This window comes from Pedobacter cryophilus, assembly GCF_005116455.1.
Taxonomy (GTDB): domain Bacteria; phylum Bacteroidota; class Bacteroidia; order Sphingobacteriales; family Sphingobacteriaceae; genus Pseudopedobacter; species Pseudopedobacter cryophilum.
Genome location: NZ_SWBP01000005.1, coordinates 177,674 through 199,188, shown reverse-complemented (window position 1 = coordinate 199,188; position 21,515 = coordinate 177,674). Strand labels below are relative to the sequence as shown.

21 protein-coding genes are annotated in these 21,515 nt (G+C 34.3%); 12 read left to right on the top strand and 9 right to left on the bottom strand.

Translation table 11 applies throughout. The annotated features are described in order from the left end of the window. Nucleotides 1-30: 30 nt before the first annotated feature. Nucleotides 31-2,184, bottom strand: coding sequence for a DUF5686 family protein (locus FA046_RS14110; protein ID WP_136827182.1), 2,154 nt, complete (start codon nucleotides 2,182-2,184; stop codon nucleotides 31-33). Nucleotides 2,185-2,283: 99 nt separating this feature from the next. Here FA046_RS14110 and kbl point away from each other — a divergent pair, with 99 nt between their 5' ends. From kbl to cysM, 6 genes are all read left to right on the top strand, one after another. Continuing rightward, a complete protein-coding gene (kbl, locus tag FA046_RS14105) occupies nucleotides 2,284-3,474 on the top strand; it encodes a glycine C-acetyltransferase (protein ID WP_136827181.1) in 1,191 nt (396 codons plus the stop codon). Nucleotides 3,475-3,652: 178 nt separating this feature from the next. After that, entirely contained in the window at nucleotides 3,653-4,786 is a 1,134-nt protein-coding gene (gene pheS, locus FA046_RS14100) for a phenylalanine--tRNA ligase subunit alpha (protein ID WP_136827180.1), read from the top strand. Nucleotides 4,787-4,792: 6 nt separating this feature from the next. After that, nucleotides 4,793-5,215, top strand: coding sequence for a Rieske (2Fe-2S) protein (locus FA046_RS14095; RefSeq protein ID WP_136827179.1), 423 nt, complete (start codon nucleotides 4,793-4,795; stop codon nucleotides 5,213-5,215). A gap of 1 nt (nucleotide 5,216) precedes the next feature. After that, nucleotides 5,217-5,792 (top strand): TetR/AcrR family transcriptional regulator, encoded by a 576-nt coding sequence (locus FA046_RS14090; protein ID WP_136827178.1) that lies wholly within the window; start codon nucleotides 5,217-5,219, stop codon nucleotides 5,790-5,792. A 149-nt stretch (nucleotides 5,793-5,941) separates the two neighbouring features. Then, complete coding sequence (epsC, locus tag FA046_RS14085; RefSeq protein WP_136827177.1) at nucleotides 5,942-6,748, top strand: serine O-acetyltransferase EpsC; 807 nt, start codon at nucleotides 5,942-5,944, stop codon at nucleotides 6,746-6,748. 12 nt (nucleotides 6,749-6,760) lie between these two features. Further along, the gene (cysM, locus tag FA046_RS14080) at nucleotides 6,761-7,633 is read left to right on the top strand and encodes a cysteine synthase CysM (protein WP_136827176.1); all 873 of its coding nucleotides are present in this window, start codon (nucleotides 6,761-6,763) and stop codon (nucleotides 7,631-7,633) included. A 448-nt stretch (nucleotides 7,634-8,081) separates the two neighbouring features. On the opposite strand, the gene FA046_RS14075 is transcribed toward cysM, so the two are convergent. Together FA046_RS14075 and FA046_RS14070 are read right to left on the bottom strand one after the other, a co-directional pair. Continuing rightward, nucleotides 8,082-8,633: a CPBP family intramembrane glutamic endopeptidase gene (locus FA046_RS14075; RefSeq protein ID WP_136827175.1), complete on the bottom strand. Its 552-nt coding sequence runs from the start codon at nucleotides 8,631-8,633 to the stop codon at nucleotides 8,082-8,084. Nucleotides 8,634-8,736: 103 nt separating this feature from the next. Further along, nucleotides 8,737-9,435, bottom strand: a complete 699-nt coding sequence (locus FA046_RS14070; RefSeq protein WP_136827174.1) for a DUF6994 family protein — start codon at nucleotides 9,433-9,435, stop codon at nucleotides 8,737-8,739. Nucleotides 9,436-9,823: 388 nt separating this feature from the next. On the opposite strand from FA046_RS14070, the gene FA046_RS17560 reads away from it, so the two are divergent. From FA046_RS17560 to FA046_RS14060, 3 genes are all read left to right on the top strand, one after another. After that, a complete protein-coding gene (locus tag FA046_RS17560) occupies nucleotides 9,824-9,955 on the top strand; it encodes a hypothetical protein (RefSeq protein WP_262709959.1) in 132 nt (43 codons plus the stop codon). A gap of 198 nt (nucleotides 9,956-10,153) precedes the next feature. Then, nucleotides 10,154-11,551 carry a 23S rRNA (uracil(1939)-C(5))-methyltransferase RlmD gene (gene rlmD / locus FA046_RS14065; RefSeq protein WP_205943661.1) on the top strand — a complete coding sequence of 466 codons (1,398 nt, stop codon included), beginning with the start codon at nucleotides 10,154-10,156 and terminating at the stop codon, nucleotides 11,549-11,551. Continuing rightward, entirely contained in the window at nucleotides 11,548-11,940 is a 393-nt protein-coding gene (locus FA046_RS14060) for a hypothetical protein (RefSeq protein ID WP_136827172.1), read from the top strand. Before rlmD ends, FA046_RS14060 begins: the two co-directional genes overlap by 4 nt. A 545-nt stretch (nucleotides 11,941-12,485) precedes the next feature. Here the strand turns inward: FA046_RS14060 and FA046_RS14055 are convergent. Continuing rightward, on the bottom strand, nucleotides 12,486-14,891 hold the full coding sequence (locus FA046_RS14055; protein WP_136827171.1) for a TonB-dependent receptor: 2,406 nt from the start codon (nucleotides 14,889-14,891) through the stop codon (nucleotides 12,486-12,488). A 143-nt stretch (nucleotides 14,892-15,034) separates the two neighbouring features. Next, complete coding sequence (locus FA046_RS14050; protein WP_136827170.1) at nucleotides 15,035-15,760, bottom strand: head GIN domain-containing protein; 726 nt, start codon at nucleotides 15,758-15,760, stop codon at nucleotides 15,035-15,037. 150 nt (nucleotides 15,761-15,910) lie between these two features. Between FA046_RS14050 and FA046_RS14045 the strand changes: the two genes are divergently transcribed. Beyond that, complete coding sequence (locus FA046_RS14045) at nucleotides 15,911-16,420, top strand: phosphoribosyltransferase family protein (protein WP_136827169.1); 510 nt, start codon at nucleotides 15,911-15,913, stop codon at nucleotides 16,418-16,420. Nucleotide 16,421: 1 nt separating this feature from the next. On the opposite strand, the gene FA046_RS14040 is transcribed toward FA046_RS14045, so the two are convergent. The 4 genes from FA046_RS14040 to FA046_RS14025 are packed head-to-tail and all read right to left on the bottom strand — an operon-like array spanning nucleotide 16,422 to nucleotide 19,756. Continuing rightward, nucleotides 16,422-16,943, bottom strand: coding sequence for a shikimate kinase (locus FA046_RS14040; protein ID WP_136827168.1), 522 nt, complete (start codon nucleotides 16,941-16,943; stop codon nucleotides 16,422-16,424). A 36-nt stretch (nucleotides 16,944-16,979) separates the two neighbouring features. Beyond that, nucleotides 16,980-18,038 carry an ABC transporter permease gene (locus FA046_RS14035; RefSeq protein ID WP_136827167.1) on the bottom strand — a complete coding sequence of 353 codons (1,059 nt, stop codon included), beginning with the start codon at nucleotides 18,036-18,038 and terminating at the stop codon, nucleotides 16,980-16,982. Continuing rightward, nucleotides 18,038-19,204 carry a BT_3928 family protein gene (locus FA046_RS14030; protein WP_136827166.1) on the bottom strand — a complete coding sequence of 389 codons (1,167 nt, stop codon included), beginning with the start codon at nucleotides 19,202-19,204 and terminating at the stop codon, nucleotides 18,038-18,040. Before FA046_RS14030 ends, FA046_RS14035 begins: the two co-directional genes overlap by 1 nt. A gap of 9 nt (nucleotides 19,205-19,213) precedes the next feature. Continuing rightward, nucleotides 19,214-19,756, bottom strand: a complete 543-nt coding sequence (locus tag FA046_RS14025) for a DUF1599 domain-containing protein (RefSeq protein ID WP_136827165.1) — start codon at nucleotides 19,754-19,756, stop codon at nucleotides 19,214-19,216. A gap of 51 nt (nucleotides 19,757-19,807) precedes the next feature. On the opposite strand from FA046_RS14025, the gene folP reads away from it, so the two are divergent. Together folP and cdaA are read left to right on the top strand one after the other, a co-directional pair. Next, a complete protein-coding gene (folP, locus tag FA046_RS14020) occupies nucleotides 19,808-20,674 on the top strand; it encodes a dihydropteroate synthase (protein WP_136827164.1) in 867 nt (288 codons plus the stop codon). A 27-nt stretch (nucleotides 20,675-20,701) separates the two neighbouring features. Then, nucleotides 20,702-21,493, top strand: coding sequence for a diadenylate cyclase CdaA (cdaA, locus tag FA046_RS14015; RefSeq protein WP_136827163.1), 792 nt, complete (start codon nucleotides 20,702-20,704; stop codon nucleotides 21,491-21,493). Nucleotides 21,494-21,515 lie beyond the last annotated feature (22 nt).

Genomic DNA, 21,515 nt, shown 5'->3' with positions numbered 1-21,515 from the left:
GAGATAACATTCAAAAAAATATACTCTATATTAAAAATTGTAAGACAACTTTATACCGTGATCTAACTGCCCTTCAATATCAAAAGAAAAAGCATAATCTACCCTAAACATTAATCTTCTTAGGCCTGCATAAAGTTCATAATATTGCTTTTTTTGAGGCTGGTAAAGATATGCTCCACCAAAAAGTTCTTCTAATTTTAATTTTCTAAGTATAGGTAAATGATTAGAGAAGCGCATATTAAAGTTATGTTCAAAATGACCCTCCAAAAAATATTGATTGGTACTGTAAGTGTAAAAATTAAGCAGGTGAAAGCTTTTTAAACCCGGATTAAACACCAATGCCATATTCCCAACAAAGTGACGCCATTCTGGATAATAAACATTTTTAACATTAAAAAATTTACCTGCCGAAACGGAATATGAACCGTAACCCCATAAACCCATATTTAGCTTTTCTTGCTGAACAGATAGTTCCATAAAATGATAATCAGAATTTGAGTTGAAAACACCTGCAAAACCCTTTCTATAATCCAATATAAACCGAGGACCTAAAGGCAATTTGTACGTTTTCATCCCATTTTGCATGATAAAAGGCTGATTAACGGTATAGATAAGAGATGCGTTTATATGAAAAGATGTATTGTTTGGAAAAAGCTGCGTTTGCGTATTAGGATCTAATGGATTATTAGAGCTAAAATTTCTTTCCTTGATATTTCTAAAAGAATAATCAAAATTATTTTGCACCGAGTAATTTCTAGAGAGTTCGGCTCCACCAGAAAAGTAAAGACCCTTAGTAATTTCTTTCCCTATACTTAAACTACCATACTCCTTTCGGTATAATTTCATGAAGTTTTGTTCAAACAGCAAGGTATTCAATGTATTTTGAAGGGAGTTTAAAGTTCCATTCGGATTTAAATCTGCATAGGTACTTCCCGCACTAAAATTGATTAATCCTCTTTTTTTAGGATCGTAAAGCCATGAAAATGAAATATCAGAATTTAACTCATTGTTAGCCAGTCCGTATCTTATCTTAGGAATTACCGACCAATATTTCCCTTTTCGGGCATAAGCTATTAATGCAAAACCATAATTTATACCCGCACCTTCTACCGTATTGTAAAAAAAAGCTGGCAAAATAGGGTCAAAAATAATTGCTCTTTTTTGGTTTTTACTCTTCCAAACCAAATCACTAAAAAGAAGCGGAAAAAATGGCGCTTTATGTACAATGCCATCAATAGAATCTGTAAAATCTTTGTATTGCTGTCGCTTTCTCAAGGTATCCTGAAACGCTAAGCTCATCCGCTCTTGAAGCGTTAAAGGAATAGTTCTGTTACTTTCTAATAATTCTGCATGATATGCTGCCGAATCTTCCTTTATCACTTCCATTTTTTCGAAATGATTAGGCATCTGATTTAAGGGCAACCATTTTTTAAAATCCACCTCAACAGAACCAGAGAAAGAAAACTTTAGCAGTTTTCCTTTATATAAAAATTGAGTGGCGGCTGGCGAAAACTGTCCTGTTTTAAAATATTGTTTTATCCTTAAAGAATCAATAAAATTGATGCCTTTGTTGCCTGTGGTTCGCAAATCAAGCTTCATCACTTGTTTACTTAAACTATCAATTTCTAAAATACCTTCAAATGTTGGCGTATATAATTTCTTTGATTTTACTTTTACAGAAACTAGATTTTCTTTAATCGCTATCACTTCATAAGTATAAAAATTGAACGCATTATTAGCTAAAGGAGAAACAAAACTTTTATCGCTTAAAGCACCAAATCTGACTACATCTTTGGCGAAGTTTGTCATCATTTCTACAGCACTTTTAAACTCCCATGATGGGTATTTACCAAAGCTTCGGGTTGCTTTTATAGATTCTTTATACCCATCTTTTGGCGTGTAATAAACGGTGCCATAAGATTCAAACAACCAAATCAATTGATGATCTACCAGCTTTGAATATTTTTCAACGTTTTTACCTAAAAACTTTTCGGGCTTTTCATCTAAAATCAAAGAATTCTTTAGGTAGCCGCTATTTTCAAAACCAATTTGAGCATGGTCTTTTTGTACCGCTATTGTTTCCCTTATAAATTGGTTAACCCATTTTACAGAATCAGTAAAAGACTGAGCCTTAATACCAATTGGTAATAAATAAAGGACCAAAAAAGGAAAATATTTCTTCATAGCTCTTGGGTGATCCAATAATTTAGATCGAGTTCTTTTTTATTTAATTAGTTCATCCAAAAATGATTCCTTAAATTTAAAATCTAAAAATCAATTACAATGTACCAAACACTTAAGCCCGTTCTTAAAAAAGAATTGGAAGATATTGAATCTGCAGGACTATACAAAAGAGAACGAATTATTACCAGCCCACAAGGTGCTGATATTATTGTGAACGGAAACAAAGAAGTTGTTAATTTTTGTGCCAATAATTATTTAGGCTTATCCTCTCACCCAAAAGTGACTGCTGCCGCTAAAGCCGCAATTGATAGTCATGGTTTTGGCATGTCTTCTGTCCGCTTTATTTGCGGTACGCAAGACATTCATAAAGAATTAGAGCAAAAACTTTCTGATTTTTTAGGTACCGAAGATACCATTTTATATGCCGCAGCTTTTGATGCCAACGGAGGTGTTTTTGAACCTCTATTTAATGATGAAGACGCCATAATTTCCGACGAGTTAAATCATGCTTCAATTATTGATGGAGTGCGTTTATGCAAAGCGCAACGCTATCGTTATAAGCATGATAACATGGAGGATTTAGAAAAGCAATTGCAAGAAACACAACATTTACGTCACAGAATTATAGTAACAGACGGCGCTTTTTCTATGGATGGCACCATTGCCCAATTAGATAAAATTTGTGATTTGGCTGATCAATACAAAGCCTTAGTGATGATTGACGAATGCCATTGCAGTGGTTTTATGGGCAAAACCGGTAGAGGAACGCATGAACACCACAACGTAATGGGCCGAGTAGACATCATTACCGGCACATTAGGAAAAGCCTTAGGTGGTGCATCCGGAGGGTTTACGGCCGGCCCAAAAGAGGTGATTGACATTTTACGTCAGCGTTCTCGCCCCTACCTTTTCTCTAATACTTTAGCACCAGCTATTGTTGGAGCTTCTATTGCAGTATTAGATATGTTAACCGAAACCACCGAATTAAGAGATAAATTAGAAAACAACACCAAATATTTTAGAGAAAAAATGACAGCTGCTGGCTTTGATATTAAACCAGGAGTGCATCCAATAGTTCCGGTAATGTTGTATGATGCGCAACTTTCTCAAGATTTCGCGGCTAAAATGTTAGAAGAAGGCATTTATGTGATTGGTTTTTATTATCCCGTAGTACCAAAAGGAAAAGCCAGAATAAGAGTGCAAATGTCTGCCGCTCATGATCAGCATCATTTAGACAAAGCTATTAATGCTTTTATAAAAGTAGGTAAAGAGCTGGGTGTGATTAAGTAGGTAAGCTTCTTACGATATTGATTTGGGCGTTTTAACACGCTGTCCGCTATATCTTTTTGCAAAAAAAGCAAAAAGGATGTCGCTTCCATCGTTAACGCAAAAGTAAAATTCTCATCACATTTAGATTAAGATATAAAGTCCCGTAAAAACGGGACTTTTTTTGTTAAATTTGCACCCTATGCAGTCTAAAATCAATCAATACACTACAGAAATTGAAGCTTTTGAACCCAAAACAGCAGAAGAGCTAGAAAGCTTCCGCATACAGTTTTTAGGTACAAAAGGCATTATTAAAGATTTATTTGATGAATTTAAAGCCGTTTCGCCAGAAGAGAAACGCATTTTAGGAAAAGTATTAAACCAGTTTAAGCAATTAGCAGAAGCTAAGTTTAACGACTTTAAAGATACATTCACTTCTACAGATCAAAACACTGCATCAACAGAAGATTTAACCCTTACTGGCGAAGGTTTTGAAATTGGCGGGCGTCATCCCTTATCTTTAGTAAGGAAAGAAATTGTAGAGATTTTTAAAAGATTAGGCTTTGTAGTAGCAGAAGGACCAGAAATTGAAGATGACTGGCATAATTTCTCTGCCCTAAATTTCCCTGAAGAACACCCTGCAAGAGATATGCAGGATACTTTTTTCTTAGAAGCCCCCATCTCAGTCTTCCCCCCTAAGGGGGAAGAAGCGCAGGGCGACTTTTCTAACGACAAAGAAAAGTCATCAGGCGCTCCTCTCCCATCAGGGGGAGAGGTTGGGAGTGGGGCTGCCTACGCTCTCCGCACCCATACTTCATCTGTTCAGGTAAGGTTAATGGAAGCTGGGAAACCTCCTTTTAGAGCTTTAATGCCAGGTAGGGTTTATAGAAACGAAGCTATTTCAGCTAGGGCACACTGCTTTTTCCATCAAGTGGAAGGTTTATATGTAGATGAAAACGTATCATTTGCTGATTTAAAGCAAACACTTTACTATTTCGTTCAGGAATTATACGGGGAAGGCACCAAAGTACGTTTCCGCCCTTCTTTTTTCCCATTTACAGAACCCTCAGCAGAAATGGATATTTCTTGTACCATTTGTAAAGGTGCGGGTTGTCAAATGTGTAAATACAGTGGTTGGGTAGAAATTTTAGGTTGCGGAATGATTGACCCTAACGTTTTAGATAATGTAAACATCGATTCTAAAAAATATACCGGTTTTGCTTTTGGAATGGGCATAGAAAGAATCACCAATTTAAAATATCAAATTAAAGATTTGCGCCTGTTCTCAGAAAACGACGTCCGTTTTTTAAAACAATTTCAAACAGAAATCATTTAATTATAAATGAGTAAAATTTATATCGGTTTCATCCTATTTTTTAGCTTTTCTTTATTGTCTTGCGCAAAAGATGGGGCTAATATTATACCAGATGTGCCTGTAAATTTTAGTGCCCCAATAAACGATCCTCGTTTAAGTAGATTAAATGGTGCTGGTGGCGCAGTGGTAATTAGTGGTTACGGATATGCAGGATTAATTTTATACCGCCGCCCAGATGGAGCTATTGTTGCTTATGACCGTTGCAGCACTGTAAATCCATTAAACAAATGCCAGTTAAACCTGAGTGATCCAACCATTACGGCAACAGATCCATGCAGTGGTGCAATATTTTTATTAAGTGATGGCTCGCCTGCAAAAGCACCTGCAACTCGTCCATTAAAACAATATCAAGTAACGGTTACCAGTTTTCAAATCTCCGTTTTAAACTAATATGGAAGTAGATAAAATAAAAGAAAGTATAAAAAAAGCTGCTCAAGATCTTTTTCGTAAATACGGTTATCATAAAACCAGCGTAAACGAGATTGCAAAAAAAGCAAAAATTGCCAAGGCTACCATTTACAAATATTTTGAAAGTAAAGAATTGGTGTTACATGCCATTTTAATGGATTATTTGAAAGTAAGCATTAATGAATTGGTACATCAAGACAAGCAATCTATCAGTAAAGAAGAGCACCTTAAAATTCTGATTTTAAAAGTAAGTCGCCTTTCTTATACCGTATGTAATGAATTTATTGGCTGGGATTTTATCAGAGAATCTACCAATGCACAAGAATTTTTGAAAAACCTTTCTGACGAATTAGAGAATTTGCTTTACGCCGAGTTTATTACTATCGAAGATTTAAACGACTCTGAAACCTATCCCGAAAGGTTAAGATTTTTAATCAAATCAAGTAAAAGCATCATCTTTTCATTTGCTTTCACCTCTGTAAGTGATAGCGATGTACGCAAGAACTTTGTGTCTTTTCAAAAAGAAATTTTGCCTTATTTAGTAAAAGCTGCCCTGTAGTTTTCACTAAATTGAAATTGATATTTAAAAACACCTCGCCAAGCCCTTTAAGGTTGACTTAAACCACTCGTTTCTAAAAATCAAATCCCTATTTTTACTTGCGGTCAACATTTAAAACATTAAAATTGCATCAATAAAATCAATCATCAATGGATAAGGCTTTCTACCAATACATTTTTAATAAACAGCAAAAAGTAGAAGCTGTACCTTCTAATAAAGAAATTGCCTTGTGGGCAATTAGGTTAATTAGGCTATTATTTCCTGAGCAAGCCAAAGCATCTTATAAAGAAGAATTAGAAATTGAAAATGCTTTTAATAAACTTAAAATAGAGTTAAAAGCCATTTTAGACAGTACTCAAGCCTGCATACACTGTGATAATGACGTGATTACCAATCAGTTTTTTGATTTTATTCCCGAGTTATATCGAATTCTTAAAACCGATGTAAAAGCCATTTTAGACGGAGATCCGGCTGCTAAAACCGAGTTTGAAGTGATTAGAACTTATCCTGGTTTTTATGCCATTTCATTTTATAGAATTGCGCATCAGTTGCTCATCAAAAACACGCCTTTAATTCCAAGAATTTTAACAGAATACGCCCATTCTAAAACCGGAATAGACATTCATCCGGCAGCACAAATTGGCGAATATTTATACATAGACCACGGCACAGGTACTGTAATTGGCGAAACTGCCGTTATTGGGCATCATGTAAAATTATATCAAGGCATTACTTTAGGCGCTTTAAGTGTAGAAAAAAATATGGCTGGTACAAAAAGACATCCAACCGTAAAAGATCATGTAGTGATTTATTCAGGAGCTACTATTTTAGGTGGCGAAACAGTGATTGGCGAAAACAGTACCATTGGCGGAAATGTTTGGCTGACTCAAAGCGTTCCGGCAGATTCAGTAGTTTATCACAAACCTTCTATACAGGTTTCAGAAAAAAAAGCATAAAATTAAATAGCGATGGCTGGTATTATAGATTTAATTGGAAACACTCCTTTGGTTGAAATTCAGAAATTGAATACCAATCCAAATGTCCAAATATTTGCTAAACTAGAAGGAAATAACCCAGGTGGAAGTGTAAAGGACAGAGCTGCTTTAAACATGGTGAAAAGCGCTATAGAGCGAGGTGATATTAAACCCGGAATGCGCTTAATTGAAGCAACAAGTGGGAATACGGGTATTGCTTTGGCTATGATTGCTCGCTTATTTGATTTGGAGATTGAACTCATCATGCCAGCTAACTCTACCAAAGAACGCACCTTAACCATGGAAGCTTTTGGGGCTAAAGTGATTTTGTTAGAAGATATAGAGAAATGCCGTGATTATGCTGATGAAAAAGGTGCTTCTGGCGATTATTTTTTACTCAACCAATTTGCAAATCCTGATAATTATTTAGCCCATTACAAAACCACCGGACCAGAAATTTGGCGTGACACAGAACATAGAGTCACTCATTTTGTAAGTTCTATGGGCACTACAGGTAGTATCATGGGGACTTCCATGTTTTTAAAAGAACAAAATCAAAATATACAAATTGTGGGCTGCCAACCTACAGAAGGTTCTTCTATACCAGGCATTCGCCGATGGCCAAAAGCTTATTTACCTAAAATATTTGATGCTTCTAGAGTTGATAGAATTATTGATGTTTCTGAAGAAGATGCCACTTTAATGGCTAGAAAACTAGCTAAAACCGAAGGTATTTTTGCTGGAATGAGTAGCGGTGGCGCTTGCCATGCCGCTTTACAATTAGCTGCTGAATTAGAAAGTGGAGTAATTGTATTTATTGCCTGCGACCGTGGAGATAGATATTTGAGTAGTGATTTATTTGGATAGGTTATTATTTAACCACGGAGGAAACGGAGATTTTATTTAAGGTATTTTAACCACGGAGGCGCAAAGGTCACAGAGTTTTTTTAGCATATTATTTTTTATTGCCATAGTAGGGTTTGCAAATGCATTGCCATGGTCTGTGTCCTCACAGACCATTTTTTGTTTTAATATGTTGTTAAAGTTTTTTAACCACGGAGGGCTCAGAGGTCACAGAGTTTTTTTAGCGTATTATTTTTTATTGCCATAGTAGGGTTTGCAAATGCATTGCCATGGTCTGTGTCCTCACAGACCATTTTTTGTTTTAATATGTTGTTAAAATTTTTTAACCAAGGAGGGCACAGAGTTTTTTAGCGTGTTTTTTTATTTGCCATGGTCTGTGTCACCACAGACCATTTTTTGTTTCTAACATCTATCAGTGAAAACATATCCTGATCATTTGACAAATACAACATCAAAACTTAAAATCCGAAATCAACATTATTCCAAAAGCAGTTAAATTTCTTAAACTATGTATTAGACAAGTCACCCAAAAAGCTTTTTTAGGGTTATGATGATAGAAATAATAAATATAACTTAATACCAAGCCCATGGAAAATCCAAAAAATGCATATCCTAAGTTATAAAGGTGGAATACCCCAAATACTAAAGCCGCAAGCAAAATAATTAAGCCCTGTTTATTTTTAAAAAAAGAAATTATATTTAACAATTTAAAAGGTAGGTACTGACTAATTGCTGTTTCTAAAAAAGGAACGAGCAAAATAACAAGGAACCAATTACTTGTTGTTGGACCATCATCACTTTTTCCCAAAATATCTGCTCCCAAAACCATTACAGGAAGAAAAACAATTGTGAATAACCAAGAAAGGATATAAAAAAATAAGATTTGCTTTGGCAACGGCACTCTCAAAAAAAATCTATTCAATCTAAAAAAGATTGATTTGATACTCGGCGATACTTTATGGTTTAAAAATGATGAACTAATCATAGGTTGTTTGATTTTCATTGGTATTTTATTTTCTAGGGCATATTTTATAAAATGGTTTTGGCGGATTACTAATCCTTATTATTATAAGTTCGAGATGCGCTTACGCGAACATAATGAATAGCTAGATTAATTTAGTTTCTATGTAATTCATAATTCTTATGTTTCTTGAATTGATAAAACTCAATGCATTTTGTTTATAAATTAAATATTCATCTTTATTTGATAGTATTGGTCGAGAGTTTAAATCGTGAAAAGGTAAAAAGAAATTTATGTGGTAATTTTCATCTACAAGATCATTTAAAAGAAAAAAATCTACATAACCTTTAAAGGTTTCAAATAATTCAAAGAAATGTTTGAAAATATTCAATGTAAAATAAAGCGGACTACTTTGGTTTTTGTAAAAGAGTCTAATACACTCAAGTGTTAAATCAAATCTATCATCAATTAATTTATTTATGCCTCTTACTTGATTAATAGTTTGAAACCCGTTAATTTTTTTGTTAGGAAAAAGTGTATATGCACCTATTGTAGAACCGGCAATATAAAGTTCTTCAACATCCTCTGCAATCTGACTTGTCAACCAAAATTTTAATTTATGGTGTTTATAAGAATTTGTAATTGCGTCGCTACCCAAATAAAATTCTTGTGTATCAGATTTATGATTAAGATAAGCTCCACTTTTCTTATTTAATTCAAATAATTTTCCATTTGGTAATAGTTTGCTCCAAAGTATTTGATGATATTTTTTAAGCGTAGGACTACAAATGTCTGGATCACCACCTTTAGAATCAGAATGAAAATTAAAATTAATGTCTATCATAATCTTTTCGGTTATCTGGGGATTTTCATTTAGTGAGTTTGTTCTTTCTCGGTTCTTTTTTGGCTTGCCTATAACTTGTAGATATTACGCCACAAATAGCATTTTTCATTCTATATTCTTCAATTCTAGATGTATTAAATAGATACTTAAAAGTAACAATATTTATTTAACCAACAATAGAGGTTAGGGAGCAAGCATCATGTTAACGATTGAAGCGGCATCCCCGCCTGAACCGGTCGGGCAGGTTTTATTGAGCGCCCTTCGACTCCGCTCAGGGTGACAAAAAATATTTCACACATTTGAGTTCTATTTATACAATCACTTTACATAAATAATTATTTTTTATACCGAATTGGTTTTTGGTATGAAAATAGCTAAATTGGCATTAATGAGAATTAATAGCCAAACCATCATGAGTCAAGAGATCTACAATTTTTCTTTACAGATTGACGAGCAATTTGAAATTATTGAAAGCCCTGCAAAAAATATTTTTGCATTATTTTTAAGATTATTCAAGTAATGCCCTTCTATCTCTAAAATCCTTTTAAACTTCTGTTCTAAGAAGATAGGATTTGTTTTGCCTCAATTTTCAGTCATTTTTAGCCAATATTTGTTTCTCCAGTAAATCCCCTACTCCTTTTACCTAAAACCTCTTGCCTTTAACTACTCCTTTTTAAAAAGGAAATCATAAATTTGCAGCCTTAATTGAGTGTGTATTTTGAAGGAACAACAAATTTTAACCGCATTAACCGTTACAGATATTGCCGAAGAAGGCAAAGGCATAGCCAGAGCCAATGAAATGGTGGTTTTTATAGAAAAAGCCATCCCTGGTGATGTGGTAGATGCTACCGTTTATCGTAAGAAAAAGAAATTTGCCGAGGCTAAAATCTTAAACCTTATTGAACCTTCTAAAGACCGAGTGGAAGCATTTTGCGAACACTTTGGGGTTTGTGGTGGCTGTAAATGGCAACACATGAATTATGATGCGCAACTGAAATACAAACAAAAATCGGTTTTAGATGCTTTGCAGCGTTTGGCTGGTTTAGAGGTTTCTCATGCAGAAGAGATTTTACCATCGGCACAAGATAAATATTACCGCAATAAATTAGAATATACTTTCTCTAACAAAAGATGGTTAACCGCCATGGATGGAGTAGTGAATGATGATATGGAAATGAATGCTTTAGGTTTTCATGTTCCACTGCGTTTTGATAAAATTTTAGAAATTAATCACTGCTATTTACAGGCAGATCCGTCTAATGATTTGAGAAACAACATTAGTGCTTTTGCTAAAGAAAATAACATCTCTTTTTACGATTTAAGAGCTCATGAAGGCGCACTTAGAAATTTAGTGATCCGTACTTCTTCTACCGGAGAGTTAATGGTAATTGTGATTTTTGCTTATCCAGAAGATGGGCAGGTAGAGTTAATGATGAATTATGTAAAAGCAACTTTTCCTCAAATTACTTCACTTTTGTACATCATCAATCAAAAAAAGAACGATACTTTTTCAGATCAGGAAGTGTTACTTTATGCCGGAAGGGAATTTATTTACGAAGAAATGGAAGGTTTAAAATTCCGTATCGGGCCAAAATCTTTTTATCAAACCAACTCTGTACAAGCTTACGAATTATATAAAATTACCAGAGATTTTGCAGATTTAAAAGGCCATGAACTGGTTTATGATTTATACACTGGAACCGGAACCATTGCCAATTTTGTGGCTAAAAAAGCAAAGAAAGTTGTGGGTGTAGAATATGTGCCTACCGCTATTGAAGATGCAAAAGTAAACTCACAAATTAACGGCATTGAAAACACCGTTTTTTATGCCGGCGATATGAAAGATGTACTAAATGCCGATTTTGTGAAAGAAAACGGTAAGCCAGATGTGATTATTACTGACCCTCCAAGAGCAGGAATGCACCCAGATGTGGTAGAACGTTTGATGGAAATGGAAGCCGAAAAGATTGTTTACGTAAGCTGCAACGCTGCTACACAAGCCCGAGATTTAATTAGATTGAAAGAGAAATACGATTTGGCAAGAATAAAACCTGTAGACATGTTTCCGCATACCCAACACGTAGAAAACGTAGTACTCCTAACCCTAAAGAAATGAATGTAGAAGAATTATTAGGCAATACTGAAGATCAACAAGGGCCACAAGAAAGTCCGTTAATCAGCTTAAAAAAGGATATAGAATTTTACAAAGAAACACTGCGTGAAGTGGCTATAGAAATTATGGTGGAAGGATTATCTGCCTATCCCATTTTTATAGCGCACCAACACGAGGTGGCTTTGGGAGAAATGATTTTAGACCGCAATGAATTAGGAACCGAATGGACCATACAAGCTTCTACATTCGAAGAATTTACCGAAAAAGGAATTATCCAAACTGATAAAAAAGAAGCTTTTTTGCAACATTACAAAAGTGCTGATGATTTCATTTGCCTATTTGTGGTAGTACCCGAAGGCGCAAATTTTGTTTATTTCCCTTATAATAGGTAAGAAGATTATTGTCATGCTGAACTTGTTTCAGTATCTCACTTGTAGAGTTCCCATTTTTGAATTAAAACCCATTTTGTGCATTCGTGGCGAAAAAAATATTTAATATCGGATAATCCGAGGATTATCCCTACAGAAAATTTTTCAGTATCTCACTTGCAGAGTTATCATTTTGAACTAAAAACCTATTTCATCAAATCCCGAAATGAATGCGGGATGACAACATATAAATGGTTAGTGTAATGCTGAATGATTATCTCTACATAAACCTTCATTTATTATTCGTGAAAATTTGTGCATTCGTGGCAAAAAAATATTTAATATCGGATAATCCGAGGATTATCCCTACTTGTTTTACTTGCAGAGTTGCCATTTTTGAATTAACCACCCATTTCATCAAATACCGAAATGAATTTGGAGATGACAAGAATAATAATTTGGGGCTTACCCTAAAAAGGGTCGGGTGTTGCAGGGGTACCGTTTTTCGCTGCGCTACAAACCGGCAAGCTAAAGCAGCCGCCCATTTCACCCCCTAAGCCAAAATCCTACTAAAAACTCCCTCTTAAGGTCAAGACCAAATTTCTACCAGCACTATTAATACCAGAAGCAAACATCCTGTAATTTTGATCGGTAATATTCTCTAAAGCGGCCTGCATTTGAAGCTTTTTATTCAGTTGATAAGCTGTTCTTAAATTAAAAACACACCAAGAAGGCATTCCATCAATAGTAGCATATTGCAAATTATCTTCACCAGATGAACTGTAATTTTTCAACCTTTTCCATCCATTATATTGAGCAAAAAAATCAGCTCTAAATTTCTTTAATTGCAATTGCAATCCTGTTTGTCCAAAAAGTGGGGGAATATGATCTAAAGGTGTATTGCTGGCTGGTCCTTTTATTCGTCCATAAGTATAATTAAGAGTAGAATTAACACTCAAAGAAGAACTTATTTTGGCATTTAATTGCCCATGTAACCCATAAATAAATGCTCTATTAGCATTAGTACTGGTGCTTACCTTACTTATTTGTCCGTCATAAAAAATACTACTTTGTCCGTTAAAGGTTGAGTTTTGAACGGTGATGGCGTTTCTATACCAAGTATAATAAGCACCTGCTTCTATGCTCACTTTATCAGCAATAATTTTTGAAACATTAAACTCGTTATTGTAAGTGTACTCAGGTTTTAAATTTGGGTTGGGTACAATAATATTCCCTGCCACTGATTCAAAAACTTTCCCTAAATCGTCTACATTTGGCGCCCTAAATCCCGATGAAACTAAATAAGCTATTTTCCAATCAGCTCCGGGTAAATAACTAAAACCTATATTTCCACTTAAAGCACCCGCTTGCTGCTTCACTTTATCATAAGGAAAAGGGAAAAAAGTTTTATCTTCAAAATTGGCATTTAGCTTAATTTGGCTGTACCTTAAACCATCAGATAAAATAAATTTAGGACTAATTTCCCAGGAGTGTGTTGCATAAAAAGCTATAGAATTCATATTAGATCCTCCATCTGGGTAACGGGTATCTAAATTAGCAATTGCACCAGAAGAGATATTCTTACGATTTGCTTTTGATTGCACATTATTATAGTTTGCTTCTAAACCATATCTAATCTCATGATTTTTTATAACGCTTCCAGCATCGGCATTTAAAGCCAAAATATTTACATTTTCTGTACGAGCATCTAAATTGTTATTTGCAAACCTACGACTGATTCGGCTTTCTTCAATAGCTTGGTAACTGGCGGTAATTCTTATATCCTCCACTAATTTTTTATTAGTTTTAAGATTAAAATGATAGGCCGTTAATAATCTATTTTGGGGACCGTAATACCATTCAGCGAACCTAAATTTAGCACCCGCATATTCTGTTAACCTATCATATCTATTGATATTTGAAGAAGTAGAATATTGAAAATTAAGTGCGTGTTCTACATTTAAAGAAGGTTTAAATAGTATTTTTTGAGAGAAATCATATTGTTGGTAGCCTGCTAATTTCTGAATATCAACATCGTTATTTCTTATCATGGTATCTTTTCCGTTTATTCTATCTTGATAAAATGGTCTTTTACCAAAATCAGGATAAGCTGAATTTCTGTTTGCTCCCTGTTTAAGATCTCCAAAATTAGAATAGGTAAAACTACTTAAGAAAGCTACTTTCTTGAATCCAAAATTTAGGTTAAAATGCTGCGTATTTTCTTTTGCTGCGGTGGCAAATCTGCTGTAGGCATTTACTTTAAACAGCATTTTTTCATTACCACTTAAACTCGGTTTTTTGGTATAAAAATGGATCACTCCGCCTAAGGCATCACTGCCATAAACTACAGACCCTGGCCCAAAAACAATCTCGACTTTATCTAATAGGCTTTGGTCTATGGTAATCACATTTTGAAGATGCCCGCCACGGTAAATAGCATTATTCATTCTTACGCCATCAATCACCATTAAAACTTTATTGGCTTCAAAACCTCTTATCACCGGACTACCCCCACCGGCCTGACTTTTTTGAACCTGAATATTGCCTGTTTGCTGGAGTAAATCTGCCGTGGTAGATTGGTTTAAAAAAGCGATTTCTTTGGCTTTAACCACCGCTATTTGCTGTGGCACATCAGATTTTTTTTCCTCGAATTTACTCGCCGAAACTATAATTTCATTTATACTGATGCGCTGCTCGGAAAGGAATACTTTAAACTTTAAATCTTTGATTTGCTTAAAAGTAAAATAAACCCTTTGATAACCTAATGCCTCAATTTTTAAAGTATCAGTTGGCGTATTCTCCAATAAATAGACTTCTCCTTTTAAATTGGTTTTTAAAGAAATATTTGTTCTGATATTGTTAATGGATACCTCAGGTAAAGGTTGATAAGTAGTTTTATCTAAAATGGTAATTACCTGTGCTTTCAACATGTTTGATACCAGTAGAAATAGCAACAAGAAAATCTTATTCTTCATATAAAGAGTAGCCAATTTTTAATTTAAAATTCAAATTAAACTAAAATTTTTAAAGCGCATGATTTAATATCTCTATATCACTTCTTTATTACAGAAAAAGCCACCCTTTTGAGGCGGCTCTTCACACATTAACTAAACCAAAACTATTTTACTTGTTGTACATCACTAGCGCCTGACGATTTGATGCTTTTTCTAATTCCCGGACCTTTATAAGTCACATCACTAGCTCCAGATGCGTTTATACTAATTGTTTTTACGGTATATAATTCGCAATCAGAACCGCCGCTCATTTGTGCAACTACATCATCTGCTAGTAAATTAAAAGCGTTAACATCACTACCGCCACTGGCTTGTAAATTAAAATTACTTGCTTTTCCTTTTAAATAAACATCACTCCCCCCGCTGGTAGAAAGCGTTAAATTATTTACTATCAAATCTAATTTAACACCACTGCCGCCTGATGATATTATATTTAAACTGTTCAATTTAAATTGATCTTTTCCATAAACATCTGATCCACCACTAGAAATTAGCCTGTTTAACGTTTTAAACGAGACGTAAGCTTTTACATAACTGTCTTCGCCCCAACTCCAACTAAACCAGCCAGATCTTTTCTCCATCTCAAATTTCAACAATCCATCACTTCCTTTAGAAACCTTTACCCTATCTATTAAATCTTTTGTTCCGCTGAGTACAATTTGCTCATTGGCACTTTGCGTGAGGTATAAATCAATACCAGAGGAAACCGCTATTCCGTTAAAGTTGTTGTAATTTTCTTTACGTTCTATAATTTGAGCAATTAATGCACTTGCACTAAATGTAATGAGTAAGCATACTAAGCCAGTTTTCAAAAGTTTAGGATTGATCATTTTGTTAGGTTTTAATTTAGAGTGAATTGTTATAAAATTGTTTCAGTTAATTATAAAATAAGACACCACTAAAATGAATAAGGTTGCACCTTTCAAAAAATTTTTGCTTTGGCTAGAAATAGTTAATTTTAGCACAGATAAATTAGCACTATGACTTCTAAGAAAGTACTCATCCTTGATCAAACTCAAATTCAACAAAAAATCAATCGTATTGCGCATCAAATACTAGAGGATAATTTTGAAGAAAAAGAAATTATTATTGCCGGTGTGGTAGATAGAGGCTATAGATTGGCTTTAAGAATTGAAAAAGTACTTTCAAAAATATCTGACTTAAAAATTAAATTAGCCAAAATTGAACTTAATAAAGACAGCTCTAAATTAGAATCGGCTATAGACATTCCAATCTCCGACTGCGAAAATAAAGTGATTATTTTGGTTGATGATGTTTTAAATAGTGGGAGAACTTTAGCTTATGGCTTGGGTGTTTTCTTAAATATTCCTCTTAAAAAATTAAGATCTGTTGTATTAATTGATAGAAGTCATAAAAATTTTCCGGTTTCTACAGATTTTGTAGGCTTAGAACTTTCAACAGTTTTAAAAGAACATGTAACCGTTCATTTAGATGAAGTGGATGCGGAAGATGCGGTTTATATAGATTAATTTATGGCTGATGCGATTTGAGTTTTTCTTCAATAGCATTTACCATCATATCTACACCTAAATCACTCTCTTTAAGTATGATTTGAGCCTGCTCATAAAAAGGGCGCCTTTCTTTTAATTTCATTTCAATAAAGTCTATTAATTGATCCATATTTTTTCCTTTTACCAAAGGTCTTTCTACACGGGCATTAATTAATCTTTCGGCTAAAACTTTTACAGGCGGATCTATAAAAATAGTAATGCCATTTTTGTTCATCCAATCCATATTATCAAAAAAACATGGCGCACCGCCTCCAGTAGCAATAATAGCTTGGTTATCCATTGCGGCTAACTGCAAAACATCTCGCTCTTTTTCTCTGAAACCATTTTCTCCAAAAGCAGCAAAAATATCGGGAATGCTCATTTGATATTGAAGCTCTACCATCTCGTCTAAATCTATAAATGGACGGTTTAATTTGGCAGCAAAAGTTCTCCCAAGCTTACTTTTACCGCAACCCATAAAACCAATTAAGAATATTTTCATTTTGCTATAATTTGAGGTTGATAGGGTTTAAATATTTCAATTTAATTTCACTCGGGGATCTAATACTGCGTAAAGTAAATCGGCTAAAATATTAATGATCACAAAAATAAATGCAATAAACAAAATAGCGCCCATTACTACGGGCAAATCGGCTAGCTCAAGGGCATCAACCGTTGCTTTACCTAAACCGTTAAATCCAAAAATATATTCTACAAAAAACGAACCTGCTAACAAAGAAGCAAACCAACCAGATACTGCCGTTACCACCGGGTTTAAAGCATTTCTTAACGCATGTTTCATGATGATTGCATTTTGACTTAATCCTTTTGCTTTTGCTGTTCTAATATAATCTTGCTGCATTACATCTAGCATGGAGCTTCGTGTGAGTTGCATAATAATGGCTAAAGGGCGCAAGCCTAAGGTTAACATGGGTAAAATCAGATTTTTCCAAACCAAAACTTCGCCTTTAAAAGGGTCGTAATCATACAAACTCCCCGACATGTTTAAACCAGTATAATCGCTCCAAACAAAACCAAAAAGCCAGGCAATAATAATTCCAGCAAAAAAAGATGGTGCCGATATTCCCAATATTGATCCCGCTATGGCCGTTTGATCTATCCAGGTATATTTATAAACGGCGGCTATTACTCCTAAAAATATACCTAAAACGGTGGCAAATAACATCGCTGTAGTTGCCAATATTAAAGTATTAGGAACGGTTTCAGCCAATATAGAAGTCACTTCTCTTTTGGTTTGGTAAGACCTCCGCAGATAAGGCATTTTTAAAACCAATGCACTTTCTTTACCTAAATTAAATAGCTTTTGGTAATGATATTTGGCTTGAGCAGCGCTATCTTTTTCATGTATGCCTAAAGGCGATAAATCATTAATATAATATAGAAATTGTACCGAAACAGGTTTATCTAAGCCAAACTCTTTTCTTACGGCTTCTAAAGATTGTACATCAGAACGCTGACCTTGTGTCATCCGGGCAGGATCTGCCGGTAAAATGTTAAACAAAAAGAAAATCACCACCACCACTCCTGCTAAAACTGCTAAGCCATATCCAAGTTTATTGAGCAGGAATTTTAACATTATTGCTGGCTAAAATATTTATCGGCCAATTGATTATAATTTGGCAAAGCCGATGCAGGCCATTTATCAATTACCACTCCATTTTTTAATAAAATTAAACCCGGATTTGATCTCACCATACTTTTTAGCGGAACAGCATCCGCATAAAAAATCTCTGTTGCTAACTTTAAATCTTTAGAGAAAACAGCAGCATCTTGAGCCGAGTTAGAAGTTAAAAATACCGTACGGATATTAAAGTTCTCTACGGCATTAATAGAAATGGCGTTGATATCGCCCATTGCTTTTTTATTGGTTTTTGACAAATTCCAGCCTACAGCTACTAAATTATAATATGGATTTTCGAAAATCTCAGTGGTATAACCTACTCCTTGTGAATCAAAAACGTTAAGGTCTTTTATTTTAGGCTGAAAACCCGCTTTTATCAATTTAGGTTCAGAAGAATTGATCAATTCCCAATCAGCGTTTTCATATATTTTAGTGCTGAGGTATTCTTTATCTGTCATCTTCTTTTCTCCTCCGGTTTTCTTGTTTTTTAGAGTATAAATAATTTGAAACTCATCTTGTGGTGCGCCTTCAGGAACTTTCATTTGAGCCGGGATACTTAAACCAATTTTATAAGGCAAGAAATCAACAAAAGGCAAAAATGTGTAGGTGTAAAAACCAAAAATTAGCGTAACCACAACCGTAAAAATAGTGATCAATTGCTGCTTTCTTTTTTGAATAGTAATGGGGTGAATATCATTCTTTTTAGCAAAAATATAAATGATAAAAAGCAACAAAACTAAATCTTTACTAAATGATTGCCAAGGAGTTAATGGAATAGCATCGCCAAAGCAACCGCAAGTTTTTACTACATCAAAATAAGCCGAATAAAAAGTAAGGAAAGTAAAAAACACGATGAGCAACAATAAACCCCAAGCTACCTTTTTAGCGTAAACCCCAGTGAGTAATAAAACCCCTAAAATTACTTCTAAAGCACATAAAAATATAGAGAAGAAAACTGCAAATGGATTTAAAAAAACCACATGAAAAACCTCAAAATACTCTTCCAACTTGTAAGAAAAGCCCAAAGGATCATTCAATTTTATGATTCCCGAAAAGATAAAAAGCAAGCCTACAAAAACTCTTGCTATCCAAAGAATGGTATTTTTAGAAGTATTGTTCATGAATTATTTTTAAGAAACTCCCAATTTAATGAGCGCAAAAACAGCGTAATTTAACATATCCTGATAGTTGGCCTTGATGCCTTCTGAAGCCAAAGTTTTACCTTCATTATCTTCAATCTGTTTAACGCGTAAAATCTTCATCAAAATTAAATCTGTTAAAGAACTAACTCGCATATCTCTCCAAACTTCACCATAATCGTGGTTTTTAGCGGCCATTAATTCTTTGGTTTCCAAAACTTTTGCATCAAAACTTTCGGCAACTTTATCTGCATTTAATTCTTGTGGTGCATTTTCATCCAGCTCAAGCTGCATCATGGCAATTACACAATAGTTAACAATACCAATGTATTCGCCAATAATATCTTCCCCTACTTTACTTACTTTTTTATCTTCTAGCGTTCTGATTCGCTGAGCTTTAATAAAAATTTGATCGGTAATAGAAGAAGGTCTTAAAATGCGCCAGGCGGTACCGTAATCTTTGGTTTTTTTGATAAAAAGGCTTTTGCAAACCTGTATAATAGCGTCGTATTCTGAAGAAGTATTGTTTGCCAAAACTTTTTATTTGTTTGTTTTAATGATGAATTAATGCCTATTTTGCCTTAAATGACGGCTAAAGATACATTTTTTCAGGTAAAGAAAACCCTCAACGTAGGTGGTAAAATTATAGATCTTACCCAGCCCAAAGTGATGGGTATTTTAAACATTACGCCAGATTCTTTCTTTTCTGGCAGCAGGCTACAATCTGAAAAAGAAATTTTATTGCAAGCAGAAAAAATGCTGATTGAAAGTGCTGATTTTTTAGATTTAGGCGCCTATTCTAGCAGAGTTGGCGCAACAGATATTTCGCCCGAAGAGGAAGAAAAAAGATTGATTCCGGCCATTAAAATTATTGTTAAAAACTTCCCGGAAGCCTTATTATCTGTTGATACTTTTAGGGCTACAATTGCCGAAAAAGCGATAGAAAACGGCGCACATATCATCAATGATATTTCTGGTGGAAATTTAGACGAGCACATGTTTAAAACAGTAGGAAAATTAAAAGTCCCTTATGTTTTAATGCACATGAAAGGCAACCCGCAAACCATGAAAGACCTGAATCATTATGAAAATATGATGCAGGAAATAAGCTTTTATTTCTCAGAAAAAATAGCACAACTAAAAGAAGCAGGTGTAAAAGACATTATTTTAGACCCTGGTTTTGGCTTTGCAAAAAATGTGGAACAAAACTTTAAACTTTTACAGCATTTAGAAGATTTTAGAATATTAGGCTACCCTGTTTTGGCGGGCTTATCAAGAAAATCTATGATTTGGAGATCTCTAAATATATCACCACAGCAAGCTTTAAACGGAACATCTGTTTTAAACACCATTGCATTGCAGCATGGAGCTAGTATTTTAAGAGTTCATGATGTAAAGGAAGCTATGGAATGTATTAAGTTGACAACTCTTTTAAACTCAAATGCTGTTTAAGCTAATTGTTTTTACTATTTTGGAGAGATGGATTTTTTAGATTTCAGTTTTCTTAAGTTAACCATGTTAGATGTGGTGGATATGCTATTGGTAGCCATCATTATCTATTACATTTACAACCTCATTAGAGGCACCATTGCTGTTAATATTTTTATCGGTTTTATCCTTATCTATTTCCTTTATTTTATTACCGAAGCTTTAAAAATGAAATTACTTTCGGGTATTTTAGGAAGCTTTGTAAGTGTAGGTTTTATTGCGTTAATAGTGGTTTTTCAGCAAGAAATCAGACGATTTTTACTCACCATTGGTAAAAATATATCCTTAAAAAACAGAACTTGGCTAAAGCTGATCTTCAAAAAAGAAGAGCTGGAAAGAAATAATATGGCAAAAATAAAACCCATTATTGACGCCTGTAAAACCATGAAAAAAACCCGAACCGGAGCATTAATTGTATTTGCTAAATACTTTGATCAGGATGCTTTTGTAAATAGCGGCGAGATGATGGATTCTAAAATTTCTAAACGTTTATTAGAAAGTATTTTTCAAAAAAACAGTCCTTTACATGATGGTGCGGTGATTATTTCAGAAAATAAAATAAAATCTGCCAGCTGTATTTTACCCTTAACAGAGAACGACAAACTCCCTGCACAATTTGGCTTACGCCATAGAGCAGGAATTGGCGTTACCGAATCTAGCGATGCCACTGCCTTAATTGTATCTGAAGAAACAGGCGAAATATCTTATGCCCAGCAAGGAAGGGTAAAAATGAACATCAGTTTTACTGATTTAGAAAGGCTTTTAAACAAAGATTTCAACTAGTTTACAATTCTCTTCACAACTT

Excerpts from the sequence above, each read along its gene's own strand:
- FA046_RS14045 (WP_136827169.1), top strand. The coding sequence starts at position 15,911 with ATGACTTCTAAGAAAGTACTCATCCTTGATCAAACTCAAATTCAACAA.
- cdaA (WP_136827163.1), top strand. The coding sequence starts at position 20,702 with ATGGATTTTTTAGATTTCAGTTTTCTTAAGTTAACCATGTTAGATGTG.
- FA046_RS14060 (WP_136827172.1), top strand. The coding sequence starts at position 11,548 with ATGAATGTAGAAGAATTATTAGGCAATACTGAAGATCAACAAGGGCCA.
- FA046_RS14070 (WP_136827174.1), bottom strand. The coding sequence starts at position 9,435 with ATGATAGACATTAATTTTAATTTTCATTCTGATTCTAAAGGTGGTGAT.
- FA046_RS14035 (WP_136827167.1), bottom strand. The coding sequence starts at position 18,038 with ATGTTAAAATTCCTGCTCAATAAACTTGGATATGGCTTAGCAGTTTTA.
- FA046_RS14055 (WP_136827171.1), bottom strand. The coding sequence starts at position 14,891 with ATGAAGAATAAGATTTTCTTGTTGCTATTTCTACTGGTATCAAACATG.
- cysM (WP_136827176.1), top strand. The coding sequence starts at position 6,761 with ATGGCTGGTATTATAGATTTAATTGGAAACACTCCTTTGGTTGAAATT.
- folP (WP_136827164.1), top strand. The coding sequence starts at position 19,808 with ATGACGGCTAAAGATACATTTTTTCAGGTAAAGAAAACCCTCAACGTA.
- kbl (WP_136827181.1), top strand. The coding sequence starts at position 2,284 with ATGTACCAAACACTTAAGCCCGTTCTTAAAAAAGAATTGGAAGATATT.
- FA046_RS14050 (WP_136827170.1), bottom strand. The coding sequence starts at position 15,760 with ATGATCAATCCTAAACTTTTGAAAACTGGCTTAGTATGCTTACTCATT.
- FA046_RS14030 (WP_136827166.1), bottom strand. The coding sequence starts at position 19,204 with ATGAACAATACTTCTAAAAATACCATTCTTTGGATAGCAAGAGTTTTT.
- FA046_RS14090 (WP_136827178.1), top strand. The coding sequence starts at position 5,217 with ATGGAAGTAGATAAAATAAAAGAAAGTATAAAAAAAGCTGCTCAAGAT.
- FA046_RS14075 (WP_136827175.1), bottom strand. The coding sequence starts at position 8,633 with ATGAAAATCAAACAACCTATGATTAGTTCATCATTTTTAAACCATAAA.
- pheS (WP_136827180.1), top strand. The coding sequence starts at position 3,653 with ATGCAGTCTAAAATCAATCAATACACTACAGAAATTGAAGCTTTTGAA.
- FA046_RS14110 (WP_136827182.1), bottom strand. The coding sequence starts at position 2,184 with ATGAAGAAATATTTTCCTTTTTTGGTCCTTTATTTATTACCAATTGGT.
- FA046_RS17560 (WP_262709959.1), top strand. The coding sequence starts at position 9,824 with ATGAGAATTAATAGCCAAACCATCATGAGTCAAGAGATCTACAATTTT.
- FA046_RS14040 (WP_136827168.1), bottom strand. The coding sequence starts at position 16,943 with ATGAAAATATTCTTAATTGGTTTTATGGGTTGCGGTAAAAGTAAGCTT.
- epsC (WP_136827177.1), top strand. The coding sequence starts at position 5,942 with ATGGATAAGGCTTTCTACCAATACATTTTTAATAAACAGCAAAAAGTA.
- FA046_RS14095 (WP_136827179.1), top strand. The coding sequence starts at position 4,793 with ATGAGTAAAATTTATATCGGTTTCATCCTATTTTTTAGCTTTTCTTTA.